The sequence below is a fragment of the Brevundimonas sp. KH_058 genome (assembly GCF_057838505.1).
Genome location: NZ_CM174469.1, coordinates 1,584,865 through 1,598,574, shown reverse-complemented (window position 1 = coordinate 1,598,574; position 13,710 = coordinate 1,584,865). Strand labels below are relative to the sequence as shown.

Genomic DNA, 13,710 nt, shown 5'->3' with positions numbered 1-13,710 from the left:
CGAGGACGATCGGTGTGGGTTCCCAAATGCAAAAAGGGCCCCGCTGTCGCGGAGCCCTTCGAGGTCTTCAGTGCTGAGGCCTTACTGGCAGGCCAGGCACTCGTCGTAGTCGGTCTTGGGCATGGAGAAGAGGTCGGGCTGGTTCGGGTCGATCACCACCTCGGCCTTGTCCTCGGCCCCGGCGAAGGCGGCCCGCTGCACCGACTTGGAGCGCAGATAATACAGCGACTTCACGCCGCGTTCCCAGGCGGACCAGTGCAGCATGTGCAGGTCCCACTTGTTGACGTCGCCAGGGATGAACAGGTTCAGCGACTGGGCCTGGCAGATTTCCGGCGCACGGTCGGCGGCCAGCTCGACCACCCAACGCTGGTCCAGCTCGAAGGCGGTCTTGAAGATGCCCTTCTCGTCCTCGTTCAGGGCGTCGATGTGCTGAACCGAGCCTTCCTGTTCCAGGATCGAACTCCAGACGGCCTCGGTGTTGATGCCCTTCTCGTCGAGCAGGCGCTCCAGATAGGGGTTCTTGACCGCGAACGAGCCCGACAGGGTCTTGTGGGTGTAGATGTTGGCCGGGATCGGCTCGATGCCGGCCGAGGTGCCGCCGCAGATGATCGAGATCGAGGCGGTCGGGGCGATGGCCAGCTTGTGGCTGAACCGCTCCATGACGCCGCGTTCTTCCGCGTCCAGGCACGGGCCCTTTTCTTCGGCCAGCAGGCGGCTGGCCTTGTCGGCCTCGCGACGCAGATGCTTGAACAGGCGCATGTTCCACGACTTGGCCATGGCGCTTTCGAAGGCGACGCCCTGGCCCTGCAGGAAGGAGTGGAAGCCCATCAGGCCCAGGCCCACCGAACGCTCGCGCTTGGCCGAATAGACGGCGGCGGCCATGGCGGGCGGGGCGCGGCGGATGAAGTCCTCCAGGACGTTGTCCAGGAAGCGCATGATGTCCTCGACGAACTTGGGCTCCTCGCGCCATTCCAGGAAGGTCTCGGCATTGACCGACGACAGGCAGCAGACAGCGGTCCGGTCCACGCCCAGGTGGTCGCGGCCGGTGTGCAGCATGATCTCGGCGCACAGGTTGGACTGTTTGACCTTCAGGCCCAGGTCGCGCTGGTGCGGCGCCATCTGGCGGTTCACCGTGTCCGAGAAGATCATGTAGGGCTCACCGGTCTGCATCCGGATGTCGAGCAGCTTGGTCCACAGCGAACGGGCGTCGACGGTCTTCATGACCTCGCCGTTCTTGGGCGACTTCAGATCGAACGTGTCGCCGGCCTTCACCGCCTCCATGAATTCGTCGGTGATGTTGATGCCGTGGTGCAGGTTCAGGGACTTGCGGTTGAAGTCGCCCGAGGGTTTGCGGATTTCGAGGAACTCCTCGATCTCGGGGTGGTGGATGTCCAGATAGACGGCCGCCGATCCGCGACGCAGCGAGCCTTGCGAAATCGCCAGGGTCAGGCTGTCCATCACGCGGATGAAGGGGATGATGCCCGAGGTCTTGCCCGCGCCCTTCACCTTTTCGCCGATGGAGCGGACGCCGCCCCAGTAGGTGCCGATGCCGCCGCCGTTCGAGGCCAGCGAGACGTTCTCGTTCCAGACGTTCTGGATGCCCTCAAGGCTGTCGCTGACGGCGTTCAGGAAGCAGGAGATAGGCAGGCCGCGATCCGCGCCGCCGTTCGACAGGACCGGCGTCGCCGGCATGAACCACAGGCGGCTCATGTAGTCATAAAGGCGCTGAGCGTGTTCGGGATCGTCCGAGAAGGCGGTCGAGACGCGGGCGAACATGTCCTGATAGCTTTCGCCCGCCAGCAGGTAGCGGTCTTCCAGGGTCTTCTTGCCGAAATCGGTCAGCAGGTCGTCGCGCGACCGGTCCACCTGGACCGATTTCACCACCGTCAGATGGGGGCGTTCAGGCGTCTGCGTTCCCGCAACACCTTGGAATTCCGTCGTCTTCAATGCCTCGCCGCCAGCCATGGTCATCCGCGTCCTGAACAGAAAAAGCCTAGAGCCACCTGCGCCGTAACCACATCATCTAGTGGCCTCCGCGCTCCCCGAGCCCACATATAGGGCGCATATGCCTAATGACCCGTCAACGGGCTTGACGGCCGCTTTGTGGGCGAATCGCTTGGACAAGTCGCGCAGGCCTGGGGAAAAGCCAGTGCGCAAGCCAGCGCAGCCTCGCGCAGCCTTCGCAACCGCGAGATCACGAACGCGTGATCGGAACATAGGGCGAGCTTGGCCGTTTGGCCCGTCCATGACCCTGTCAGATATCCGTTCCTTTTTGATACGCGTCCTGACGGTCGCCCGCACGGAGATCGCGGCGCTTGCCGCCCTCTTCGTCGTCGCAGCCGGCGTCCTGACCTTCGTCGAACTGGCCGACGACATGACCGAGGCCGACGGCATCGCTTTCGACCATCACATTCTGGCGTTGATGCGGCCCTATGCCGATGATCCCGGCCGACCGTGGGGGCCGTGGTGGCTGAAGGAGGCGGCGGCCGACATTACCTCCCTGGGAGGCATATCGGTGCTGGGCCTGTTCGCCCTGATCGTGATCGTCTTCCTGCTGAGCCAGAGGAAATGGCTGTCGTCGCTGCTGCTGGTCGTCGGCCTGGCCGGTGGCGTCGCCCTCAGCGAAGGCCTGAAGGCTGTCTTTGAGCGCGCCCGACCGCCCGCCGCCATGCAGGCGGTCGAGACGATCAACGCCAGCTTCCCTTCGGGCCACGCCCTGTTGTCCACCGTCTTCTACCTCAGCGTCGCCGTCATGCTGACGCGCGCCTTCCCGCGCGAGCGGTTCAAGATCTTCGTCCTGGGGGTGGGAATCCTGATGGCCCTGCTGGTCGGCCTGACCCGCATCTATCTGGGCGCCCACTGGGCCACCGACGTCTTCGCCGGCTGGGCCGTCGGCGCGGCCTGGGCCATGGCCCTGTGGCTGGTCGCCTATGGCGTGGCGCGCTGGCAGAAGCTTCGCCGGGCGCCGTTGCAGGACGAGCCGTCGCCGATCGAGGTCGAGACGACCATCGACCCGACCAAAGTCTAGGCCCTCGGTCCTGTCCGCGACACGCTAGTCTGGCTGGACGCCGCGAGAGATGAGCCATGGACCACGCTACCCAATACGCAGAACGCCTGAAGACCCCCGATCAGGCCGCCGCCCTGATCCGATCGGGCGCCAAGGTCGCCATGGGCCTGGGCGTGTCCCAGCCGCCGGCCCTGCTGAAGGCTCTGGCCGAACGGGCGGAACGGGGCGAGGTCGAGGATGTGAATCTCTATTATCTGCTCTCAACCGCCATCGCGGGCGACACGGTGCTGCGCTACGAGCTGATGGACCGGATTCGGCCGTGGAGCCTGTTCCACAGCGCCATCGAGCGGCGGCTGGAACAGCGGGCCCACGAGGACGGCCGGCCCAATCCCGTCCAGTTCATCCCCACCGGCTTCCAGCAGTCGCCGCGCCTGCTGTGCGACGAGGTCGGGGTGGACACGCTGGTCTGCACCGTGTCGCCGATGGATGCGGACGGCTTCTTCTCCTTCGGGACCAACACCGACTATTCCAAGCCCGTGTCGCAGACGGCGCGGACCGTGATCGTCGAGGTCAATCCGCACATGCCGCGCGTGTTCGGCGACTGCACCGTCCATGTGTCGAAGGTCGCCGGCATCGTCGAACACTCAGCCCCCCTGCTGGTCGTGCCGCGCGCCGAGCCTCAGCCGGCGGACCGGACTATCGGCCGGATCATCGCCGGCCTGGTCGAGGACGGCGCCACGCTGCAGATGGGGATCGGCGCCCTGCCCAACGCCGTCTGCGACGCCCTGAAGGACCACCGCGACCTAGGCGTCCATACAGAGATGCTGACGCCCGGCCTGGTCGAGCTGATGCAGGCCGGGGTCGCCAATCAGGGGCGCAAGACCCTGCATCCCGGCGTGGGGGTGTTCGCCTTCTCCATGGGCGACCTCAACACCTATGAATTCCTGGACGGCAATCGCGGCATGGAGGCCCATCCAGTCTCCTATGTGAACGACCCCGCCGTGATCGCGCGCAATGCGAGGATGATCTCGGTCAACGCCACGCTTCAGGTCGATCTGACCGGCGCCTGCTGTTCGGAGTTCCTGAACGGTCGTCAGTTCACGGCCGCCGGCGGCCAGCTGGACTTCGTGCGCGGCGCTTACGGCTCCGAAGGCGGCAAGTCGATCATCGCCTGTCATTCCACGGCGGCGAAAGGGACGGCTTCGCGCATCGTCGCGCGGCTGGACGGGCCGGTCACCACGCCGCGCAACGACACGCACATCATCGCCACCGAACACGGCTGGACCAATCTGAAGGGCCAGTCGTCCAGCGAACGCGCCCACGCCCTGATCGCCCTGGCCGCGCCCGAGTTTCGCGACGGGCTGACGGCGGCCGCGCGTGAGCAGGGCCTGATCTGACGTGACGGCTTGATCTTCAGCCGCCCGTCGGGACTTCTACGCCCATGAAGACCGTCCGCCTGCTGACCCTGCTCGCCCTTCTCGTCGCCACGCCCATCAGCGCCAGCGCGGCGCAGGGCGCCTATGCGACACAAGGGGACTGTGGCGGCCGGCCGATGACCACGGTGCGGATGGCGCCCGGCTATTGCCTGGGGCTGGTGTGGCAGGGATCGGGCGCGGATGGCCCCCGGATGCCGCGCGGCCTGTTGGCGCTCTCCGGCGGCGACTGGTTGGTGACGGACCTGGGCAACTGGTATCCGGGCAACGGCGCGATCTGGCGGTTGTCGTTTGGGGCGGACGGCGCGCCGCGCTGGCGGCGGCTGGCCCAGGGCCTCAACATGCCACACACGGCGGCGCGCGGCCCGGACGGGCGCCTCTATGTGTCTGAGATGAACCGGATCCTGACCCTGGATCCCGACGCGGCCGATCCGGCGGCGAGGGTGCGCACGGTGATCGGCGACCTGCCGGACAACCGGCTGCACGCCAATCGCCACCCCCTATCCAGCTTCGTCTTCGATGCGAACGGGGATCTGCTGGTCAATGTCGGCGCCCCCAGCGATCGCTGCGTGGACGCCAGAGGCCGGGCGCGCACCGATCCCTCGGGCGCCTGCGCCGACAGCGCCGCGACGGCCCAGGTGCGCCGCCATGCCTATCTGGGCGCCGGCCGGTGGGCCGAGGACAGCACGGTCTTCGCCTCGGGCTTGAGGAACTCCATCGCCCTTGTGCGGCACCCGTCGGGCACGATCCTGCAAGGCGAGAATTCGATCGACCTGACCACGCCCGACCATCCTTATGACGAGATCAATGTGCTGCGTCAGGGCGGCCATTACGGCTGGCCCTATTGCGTAGATCTGGCGACGCCCCTGCCCGGCTGGAGCGCGGCCCAGGCGCGGTGCGGCGAGCGCGACCGCCCGCTAGCCCTGCTGCCGCCGCACGCCGCGCCGCTGGACCTGATCTATTACGAGGGGACGATGTTCCCCGAACTGCGTGGCCGGCTGCTGATGAGCTGGCACGGCTATCGTCGCGCAGGCGGCCGGATCGTGGCGGCCGAAACGGACGCGCAAGGCCGCCCCCTGACGGACCGGGGCGGGCGCTACGCCATCTATCCGCGCGGGTCGCTGACCTATCCGGCCGGCGCCCCCAGCATACGCGGCAAGGTGCTGACGCCCGGCTGGGACACCGTCGCAGGCCGTCAACCACGCGGCGCCCCGGTGGTCCTGGCGGTCGCCGCCGACGGATCGATCTGGGTCACGGACGACCGGAACCGGACGATCCTCAGGATCGCCCGATCGGAGATCGCCGACTAGGCCGGATCGGCGCCCTTACGTCCGAAGCGTCAAGGCCAGATGTTGCAGCAGCATGATGGTCTTGGCGTCGCGAATGCGGCCGTCGGCGATCATGGCCAGGGCCTCGACAAGCGTCGGTTCGATGACCTCGATGTCCTCGCCTTCGTCAGGATGCCCGCCGCCGTCGCCGATCTTCATCGACGCATCGTATTCGGCGACGAAGAAGTGCAGGATTTCCGTCACCGATCCGGGGCTCATGAAGGCTTCGAAGACTTTCTGAACCGCCCCCAGCCTGTAACCCAGCTCTTCCTCGACCTCGGCGCGGATACGCGTTTCCGGGTCGGCATCGTCCAGCAGGCCTGCAGCGGCCTCGATCAGCAGATCGTCGTATCCGCTCACGAATGCGGGGTAGCGGAACTGCCGGACCAACAGCACCGTCCCTGCGGCCGGATTGTAAGGCAGCAGCACCGCCCCGTTGCCACGGTCGTAATGCTCCCGGCTTTGCGTCTGCCAGGAGCCGTCCGTGCGCTTCCAGTCGAACGTGGTCGTCTTCAGGACATACCAATTGTCCGAAAGCAGACGGGTCTCGCGGACCCGCACACGATCTTTGACGGTCATGTCTTCAGGCCTACGCCTCTACCGCTTATCGCGCTTGGCCAGGACGCGCAGGCGCAGCGCGTTCAGCTTGATGAAGCCGGCCGCGTCCTTGTGGTCATAGGCCTGGACGCCCTCTTCGAACGTCACCAGATCCTGGTCGTACAGGCTGTGGGGGCTTTCGCGGCCGATGACGCTGACATTGCCTTTGTAGAGCTTGACCTTGACCGTGCCGGAGACCTTCTCCTGGCTGAGGTCGATGGCCGCCTGAAGCATCTCGCGCTCGGGCGAGAACCAGAAGCCGTTATAGATCAGCTCGGCGTATTTCGGCATCAGCTGGTCCTTCAGGTGCATGGAGCCGCCGTCCAGGGTGATGCTTTCGATGCCGCGGTGCGCCGCGATCAGGATCGTGCCGCCGGGGGTCTCGTAGACGCCGCGCGACTTCATGCCGACGAAGCGGTTCTCGACCAGGTCCAGACGACCGATCCCATTGTCTTGGCCGTACTGGTTCAGGGCGGTCAGGAGGGTGGCCGGGCTCATGGCCTCGCCGTTGATCGAGACGGCGTCGCCCTTTTCAAAGCCGATCTCGATGACGGTCGCCACGTCCGGCGCGTCTTCCGGGGAAATGGTGCGCTGGTGGACGAACTCGGGGGCCTCGACCGCAGGGTCTTCCAGCACCTTGCCCTCGGAGGACGAGTGCAGAAGATTGGCGTCGACGCTGAAGGGCGCCTCGCCGCGCTTGTCCTTGGAGATCGGGATCTGGTTCTTCTCGGCGAAGTCCAGCAGGGCTTCGCGGCTGCGGAACTCCCACTCGCGCCAGGGGGCGATGACGCGAATGTCGGGCTCAAGCGCGTAATAGCCCAGCTCGAACCGGACCTGGTCGTTGCCCTTGCCGGTCGCGCCGTGACAGACGGCGTCGGCGCCGACCTGACGGGCGATCTCGATCTGGCGCTTGGAAATCAGCGGCCGGGCGATGGAGGTGCCCAGCAGATAGTCACCTTCGTACTGCGCATTGGCGCGGAACATCGGGAAGACGAAGTCGCGCACGAACTCCTCGCGCAGGTCGTCGATGAAGATGTTCTCGGGCTTGATGCCCAGCTTCAGCGCCTTCTCGCGCGCCGGGCCCAACTCCTCGCCCTGGCCCAGGTCGGCGGTGAAGGTCACCACCTCGGCGTTATATTCGGTCTGCAGCCACTTCAGGATGATCGAGGTGTCCAGCCCGCCGGAATAGGCGAGGACGACTTTCTTGATGGGCTTGTCGGCGGGGGCGGACATGGCGGCTCTTTCTACAGGCTTGGGCGGCAGTCGTCGGGGAGTTGACGCGCGCATAAGACCGGGGGTCCGGCGATGCAACCTTTTCCGGGGTCTCCCGACGAAGAGAGGACGGCGAACATGAACCTTTGGTCATGTTTCATTCCGTCGCGTTGCCACACGACAGACCAGCGTTATGGTCCGAACCAACTGCAATCCTGAGGATCTCGCATGCGCCGCACCGGCTCTCTCGTCGCCGCCGCCGCCCTTCTGGCGGTTTCAACTCCTGTCTGGGCCTCTGTCGCGCCCGCCCCGGCCGCTCAGGCGGCTGCACCCGCCGCCCAGGCCGCGCCGGTCGCCGATCTGGTCGCCGAAGTCGACATTCCCTACACCAAGTTCGTTCTGGACAACGGCCTGACGGTCCTGGTCCACGAGGACCACAAGGCCCCGGTCGTGGCCGTGTCCGTCTGGTACAATGTCGGCTCCAAGGACGAGCCGGCCGGCAAAACCGGCTTCGCGCACCTGTTCGAACACCTGATGTTCGGCGGGTCCGAGAATGCGCCGGGCAGCTATTTCACGCCGATGCGCAACATGGGCGCGACGGACATGAACGGCACGACCTGGTTCGACCGCACCAACTATTTCGAGACGGTCCCGACGCCCGCGCTGGAACAGGCCCTGTTCATGGAAAGCGACCGCATGGGCTACATGCTGGGCGCCATCAGCCAGGAGACGCTCGATCTGCAGCGCGGCGTGGTCCAGAACGAGAAGCGCCAGGGCGACAACCAGCCCTATGGCCTGAACCAGTACAAGCAGCTGGAAGCCCTGTTCCCCGAGGGGCACCCCTATCGCCACTCGACCATCGGCTCGATGGCCGATCTGGACGCGGCGTCGATGCAGACGGTGCGCGACTGGTTCACCTCCAACTACGGTCCCAATAACTCGGTGCTGGTGCTGGCCGGAGACATCACGCCCGCCAAGGCGCGTGAACTGACCGACAAATATTTCGGCCCCATCGCGCGCGGCCCGGTCAACAACCCCGCCCAGGCGCCGGTCCCGACCCTGTCGGCGCCCGTCAACGAGACGACGCACGACCGCGTCTCCAACGCCCAGGTCGAGATCAGCTGGGTCGTGCCCGGCATGCTGGACGCGGACTCGGTGCCGCTCAGCGTCGGCGCCTCGGTGCTCGGCGGCCTGGCGTCGTCGCGCCTGGACAACGAACTGGTGCGCGGCGACCAAAGCGCCGTGTCGGTCAGCGCCTCGAACGGCGCCTATCACCGCGTCGGCATCTTCGAGATCTCCGCGACCGTGAAGCCCGGCGAGGACCCGGCCGCCGTCGAGGCCCGCACGCGCGAAATCCTGAACGGCCTGATCGCCAACGGCCCGACACAGGACGAGATCAACCGCGTCGTGACCCAATACGCCTCGCGTCGCATCCAGGGCCTGGAACAGGTCGGGGGCTTCGGCGGCAAGGCCACGGCCCTGGCGGAAGGCCAGCTCTATGCCGGCGATCCGGAACACTACAAGAAAGAGCTGGCCGCCTATGCGGCGGTGACGCCGGCTCAGGTCCAGGCGGCGATGCAGAAGTGGCTGACCCGCCCGGCCTATACGCTGACGACGCTGGTGGGCGAGCGTGAAGCCTATGCCGAGGCCGCCGAGGCCCCGTCGGGCGCCAACCATACGCCGGCGCCGGAAATCCAGCGCGTCGCCCGCATGGCCAAGCCCGAGATCGGCCAGGTCGCCAACGTCGACTTCCCGGCCGTCGAACGCGCCCGCCTGTCGAACGGCATGGAGGTGATCTACGCCCAGCGCGACGCCGTACCCGCCACCAAGATCGCAATCGACTTCGATGCCGGCCTCGCCGCCGACGATCGGGCGAAACTGGGCCTTCAGACCCTGATGCTGGACCTGATGGACGAGGGCACCCGCACTCTGAACGCCACGCAACTGGCCGAGGCGCAAGAAGCGCTGGGCGCCAGCATCACCACCGGCGCGACCATGGATCGCTCGGTCGTGCAGCTGTCCGCCGTCACGCCGAACCTTCAGCCGTCGGTCGACCTGCTGGCGGACGTGGTCAAGAGCCCGGCCTTCGCCCCGGCGGAGCTGGAGCGTCTGCGCGCCACCCGCCTGTCGCGCATCGCCGCCGAACGCACCCAGCCGGCCGCCCTGGCCAGCCGCGCCCTGCCGGAACTGATCTACGGCGCGGCCAGCCCCTATGGCCGTCCGTTCAGCGGCAATGGCGACGAGACCAGCGTCAAGGCCATCACCGAAGCCGATATCCGCACCGACTACGCCAAGTGGATCCGGCCCGACAACGCCAAGATCTTCGTCGTCTCGGACCGGCCGCTGAGCGAGATCACGCCGATCCTGAACGCCGCCTTCGGTCAGTGGGTCCCGCCCGCATCGGCCAAGGCGGTCAAGGACTTCTCGGCCCCGATCCCGGCTGCGACGCCCAAGATCGTCCTTATCGACCGTCCGCAGTCGCCCCAGTCCTACATCATGGGCGGCGAGGTTCTGGCGGCTTCGGGCAGCGATGATCTGCTGGTGCTGAACGCGGCGAACAATGTGCTGGGCAACGACTTCCTGTCGCGCATCAACTCCGACCTGCGCGAGACCAAGAGCTGGTCCTACGGCGTCAACGCCTCGGTCGCCGGCTTCGCCGGACGCGCGCCCTATCTGGTCACCGCCCCGGTCCAGGCCGACAAGACCGGCCCCGCCATCGAAGCCCTGAACCTTCAGTTCAACGACTTCCTGTCGGGCGGCAAGGGCGTCACGCCGGCCGAGCTGGAGCGGACCATCAACGGCAACACCCGCCGTCTGGCCGGCAGCTACGAAACCTCGGCGGCCGTCCTGGGCGCCTTGCGCTCCAACGACCTGCTGGGTCGCCCGGACGACTATCCGGAAACCATCGCCGCCCGCACCAACGCCCTGACGGCGGCCCAACTGGACGCCGCAGCCAAGGCCGCGATCGACCCGTCCAGGTTCGTCTGGGTGGTTGTCGGCGACGCCTCGGTGGTCAAGCCGCAACTGGACGCCCTGGGCATCCCCGTCGAGGTCCGCTCGGCGGCCGGCGCCGCCCAGTAGGGCGACGACAGCTTAGAACGACGAAGGCCCGGAGAGCGATCTCCGGGCCTTTTTCTTTATCGTCATCCTCGGGCTTGACCCGAGGATCTGACGCAGGGCGAGATTGTGCGTCTCCCCTATCGCAATGCGGCGGAACATCCGGCCCTCGGGTCGAGCCCGAGGGTGACGGGCGGGTTCGATTAGTCCAGCGTCGCGCCGGTCGTGCGCATGATCTCGGCGCGCAGTTCGGGCAGGCCCAGGCCCTTTTCCGACGACGTCAGCAGCACCACCGGGAAGGCGGCGGGGCGTTTGGAGATGGCCTTCAGCGTGGCTTCCTGCACAACCTCGCCCTCGCCCTTCTTCAGCTTGTCGGCCTTGGTCAGAACGATCTGATAGCTGACGGCGGCCAGGTCCAAGGCGTCCAGCGCCTCCTTGTCCACGCTCTTCAGACCGTGGCGGCTGTCGATCAGCAGATAGACCCGCTTGAGCGTCACCCGGCCGCGCAGATAGTCGCGGCCCAGGTCCTGGAACTTCCTGACCGTGGTCTTGGACGCCTTGGCCCAGCCATAGCCGGGCAGGTCGACCAGGCGCATCCGGCCGTCCAGGTCGAAGAAGTTGACCTCGCGCGTCCGGCCGGGCTCGTTGGAGGCGCGGGCCAGCTTGTGCATGCCGACCAGACCGTTGATCAGGCTGGACTTGCCGACGTTGGAGCGGCCGGCGAAGGCGATCTCGGGCAGGTTCGGCTCGGGCAGCTGCTCGATCTTGGCCGCGCCCATGATGAAGGTCGCAGGCCGCGCGAACAGGACGCGCGCGGCCTCGATTTCCTCGGGCGTGAACTCGGTTTCGTCGATCACGCCGGTGACTTCTTGAACCGGGCGAAGAACGTATCGATCGGGTTCTCGGCCTTGTAGCGGTGCATGATGACGTACTGCTGCAGGATGGTCAGGACGTTGGACCAAGCCCAGTAAATCAGCAGGCCGGCCGCGAACGGCGCCATGATGAAGGTGAACAGCAGCGGCATGAACTGGAAGATCTGACGCTGGATCGGATCGGTCGCCGGCGGGTTCATCGCCGTCTGCAACCACATGGTCAGGCCGTAGGCGATGGCCAGCAGGCCCAGGTGCAGCGGGCCGGCCAGCAGGCCGCCGATCAGCGGCGCCATGGACGGATCCCACGGGATCAGGCCGAACAGGTTCCAGATCGACGACGGGTCGCGCGCCGACAGGTCATGCACGAAGCCCAGGAACGGCTGGTGGCGCATTTCGATGGTGACCGTCAGCACCTTGTACAGGGCGTAGAAGACGGGGATCTGGAGCACAAGAGGAAGACACCCGGCGACCGGATTGATCTTTTCCTTCTGGTACAGGGCCATCGTCTCCTGCTGCTGCTTCTGCGGGTCGTCTTTGAACTTCTTCTTGATCTCCTCCATCTTGGGCTGGAGGTTCCGCATCTTGGACATGCTGGCGTAGGCGTTGTTGGCCAGCGGGAACATGACCAGCTTGACGATGACGGTCAGGGCCAGAATGGCGACGCCGAAGCTGCCGACCAGGCCATAGACGTTTTCCAGGATCCAGAAGATCGGGCGCGTCAGGAACCAGAACATGCCCCAGTCGATCGCATAGACGAAGCGCGGCAGGCCCAGGCTTTCCTCATAGGACTTCAGCACCTCGGCGCGCTTGACCCCGGCGAACAGGCGCTGGGTTTCGGTCGCGGTCGCGCCCGGCTGGACGGTGCGGGTCGTGCCCAGCACATTGGCTTCCAGCTGCTGGCCGCCGTTGATCTCGCGCACGCGGAATTCGGTTTCGACCGCCTCGTCCTGCTGGGGCAGCAGGGCCGCCAGCCAGTATTTGTCGGTGATGCCCAGCCAGCCGCCGGTCGAGGCGTTCTCGATACGGGGCTCCTTCAGCCAGTCCTTGTACTTCTTCTGCTCGGTGCGATAGCCGCCGGGCTTGCCGAAGGTGCCGATCGCGCCCTCGTGGACGATTTGCGACGAGCCGGCTGCGGGCGGGACGCCCTGGCGCTGGACGCTGCCGTAGGGGGCGATGGTGATGGCCTGCGTGCCCAGGTTCTGGACCGTGTCCTGAACCGAGAAGACATATCTTTCATCGACCGACATCACGCGGGTGAAGCGCAAGCCTTGGCCGTTGTCCCAGGTCAGGGTGATCGGCGTGGTCGGCGTCAGGGTCGACCCATTGGTCAAACGCCAGACGGTGTTGGGTCCGGGCACGCCGCCGGCGACGTTGGGGCCGGTCCAGCCGAACTGGGCGAAATAGGCGTTCTGCATCCCCTGCGGGCGAAACAGCTCCACCGGCTGGGGCTTGTCCTGGACCTCGCGGTAGTCGGTCAGGAACAGGTCGTCGATGCGGCCGCCCTGAAGCGACAGCGAACCCTTCAGCGTGCCGGATTGGATCGGCACCCGCGCGGCGGTGCTCAGCGCCTGGCTGCGGTCGGTGACGAAGGTCGGCCCCTGGGGGCTGAGCGCGGTGCGCGCAGCGTTGTCGGCGGTCTGCGACTGCTCAGCCTGGGCCTGCTGCTGCACCGCACGACGCTCGGCCTGCGGACGCAGCACGGCGAAATAATAGATCCCCATGATCAGGGCCGAGCACACGATGAAGATGATCGTGTTGCGCGTGTTCTCGTTTTTCATGGATTCTGGCGGTCCTGGCCGGATGGGGCGCGGGCGGGTGAGGGCTTGGCTGCCCCCCGATCATGTCGCGGTGTCGCCAGCCTTGTAAGCGTCGATTTCACGTCGTCAAGCAGACGGTCCCACGCACGCTCGGTCGTGCCCATGCGGGCGATGAAGACATAGTCGCTGCCGGGCACGCCGTGCTGGGCCAACATGGCCCGCGCAGCCTCGCGCAGACGGCGTTTGGCGCGGTTGCGAACCACCGCGCCGCCGACCTTTTTCGTGGCGGTGAAGCCCAGGCCGATGTGCGTCGAACCGTCGCCGCGCTCCAGTCTCTGGATCACCACAGCGCCGCGCGCCTCGGAAACGCCTTTGGCGGCCGCCAGAAACTGGGGCCGCCGCAACAGACGTTTGATCTGTAAAAGGTCGCTCATGCGTCCAAAAGGT

At 66.5% G+C, this 13,710-nt stretch carries 10 protein-coding genes; 4 read left to right on the top strand and 6 right to left on the bottom strand.

Going from position 1 to position 13,710, the window contains the following annotated elements:
• Nucleotides 1-81: 81 nt before the first annotated feature.
• Entirely contained in the window at nucleotides 82-1,971 is a 1,890-nt protein-coding gene (locus tag AC3ISA_RS07605; RefSeq protein ID WP_489179989.1) for a ribonucleoside-diphosphate reductase subunit alpha, read from the bottom strand.
• 274 nt (nucleotides 1,972-2,245) lie between these two features.
• Here AC3ISA_RS07605 and AC3ISA_RS07600 point away from each other — a divergent pair, with 274 nt between their 5' ends.
• From AC3ISA_RS07600 to AC3ISA_RS07590, 3 genes are read left to right on the top strand one after another with little or no spacing between them, the layout of a single operon-like run.
• Nucleotides 2,246-3,028, top strand: a complete 783-nt coding sequence (locus tag AC3ISA_RS07600) for a phosphatase PAP2 family protein (protein WP_489179988.1) — start codon at nucleotides 2,246-2,248, stop codon at nucleotides 3,026-3,028.
• 56 nt (nucleotides 3,029-3,084) lie between these two features.
• A complete protein-coding gene (locus AC3ISA_RS07595) occupies nucleotides 3,085-4,404 on the top strand; it encodes an acetyl-CoA hydrolase/transferase family protein (protein ID WP_489179987.1) in 1,320 nt (439 codons plus the stop codon).
• 44 nt (nucleotides 4,405-4,448) lie between these two features.
• Nucleotides 4,449-5,750: a PQQ-dependent sugar dehydrogenase gene (locus tag AC3ISA_RS07590; protein ID WP_489179986.1), complete on the top strand. Its 1,302-nt coding sequence runs from the start codon at nucleotides 4,449-4,451 to the stop codon at nucleotides 5,748-5,750.
• A gap of 15 nt (nucleotides 5,751-5,765) precedes the next feature.
• Here AC3ISA_RS07590 and AC3ISA_RS07585 read toward each other — a convergent pair whose 3' ends face one another.
• Together AC3ISA_RS07585 and AC3ISA_RS07580 are read right to left on the bottom strand one after the other, a co-directional pair.
• The gene (locus AC3ISA_RS07585; RefSeq protein ID WP_489179985.1) at nucleotides 5,766-6,347 is read right to left on the bottom strand and encodes a GDP-mannose pyrophosphatase; all 582 of its coding nucleotides are present in this window, start codon (nucleotides 6,345-6,347) and stop codon (nucleotides 5,766-5,768) included.
• An 18-nt stretch (nucleotides 6,348-6,365) separates the two neighbouring features.
• Nucleotides 6,366-7,598, bottom strand: coding sequence for an argininosuccinate synthase (locus tag AC3ISA_RS07580; protein WP_489179984.1), 1,233 nt, complete (start codon nucleotides 7,596-7,598; stop codon nucleotides 6,366-6,368).
• A gap of 207 nt (nucleotides 7,599-7,805) precedes the next feature.
• On the opposite strand from AC3ISA_RS07580, the gene AC3ISA_RS07575 reads away from it, so the two are divergent.
• Entirely contained in the window at nucleotides 7,806-10,658 is a 2,853-nt protein-coding gene (locus AC3ISA_RS07575; RefSeq protein WP_489179983.1) for a M16 family metallopeptidase, read from the top strand.
• A gap of 179 nt (nucleotides 10,659-10,837) precedes the next feature.
• On the opposite strand, the gene yihA is transcribed toward AC3ISA_RS07575, so the two are convergent.
• From yihA to rnpA, 3 genes are read right to left on the bottom strand one after another with little or no spacing between them, the layout of a single operon-like run.
• Entirely contained in the window at nucleotides 10,838-11,491 is a 654-nt protein-coding gene (yihA, locus tag AC3ISA_RS07570; protein ID WP_489179982.1) for a ribosome biogenesis GTP-binding protein YihA/YsxC, read from the bottom strand.
• Nucleotides 11,488-13,284, bottom strand: coding sequence for a membrane protein insertase YidC (gene yidC / locus AC3ISA_RS07565; RefSeq protein ID WP_489179981.1), 1,797 nt, complete (start codon nucleotides 13,282-13,284; stop codon nucleotides 11,488-11,490). Before yidC ends, yihA begins: the two co-directional genes overlap by 4 nt.
• Nucleotides 13,281-13,697 carry a ribonuclease P protein component gene (rnpA, locus tag AC3ISA_RS07560; protein WP_489179980.1) on the bottom strand — a complete coding sequence of 139 codons (417 nt, stop codon included), beginning with the start codon at nucleotides 13,695-13,697 and terminating at the stop codon, nucleotides 13,281-13,283. The genes yidC and rnpA overlap by 4 nt, the downstream gene beginning before the upstream one ends.
• Nucleotides 13,698-13,710 lie beyond the last annotated feature (13 nt).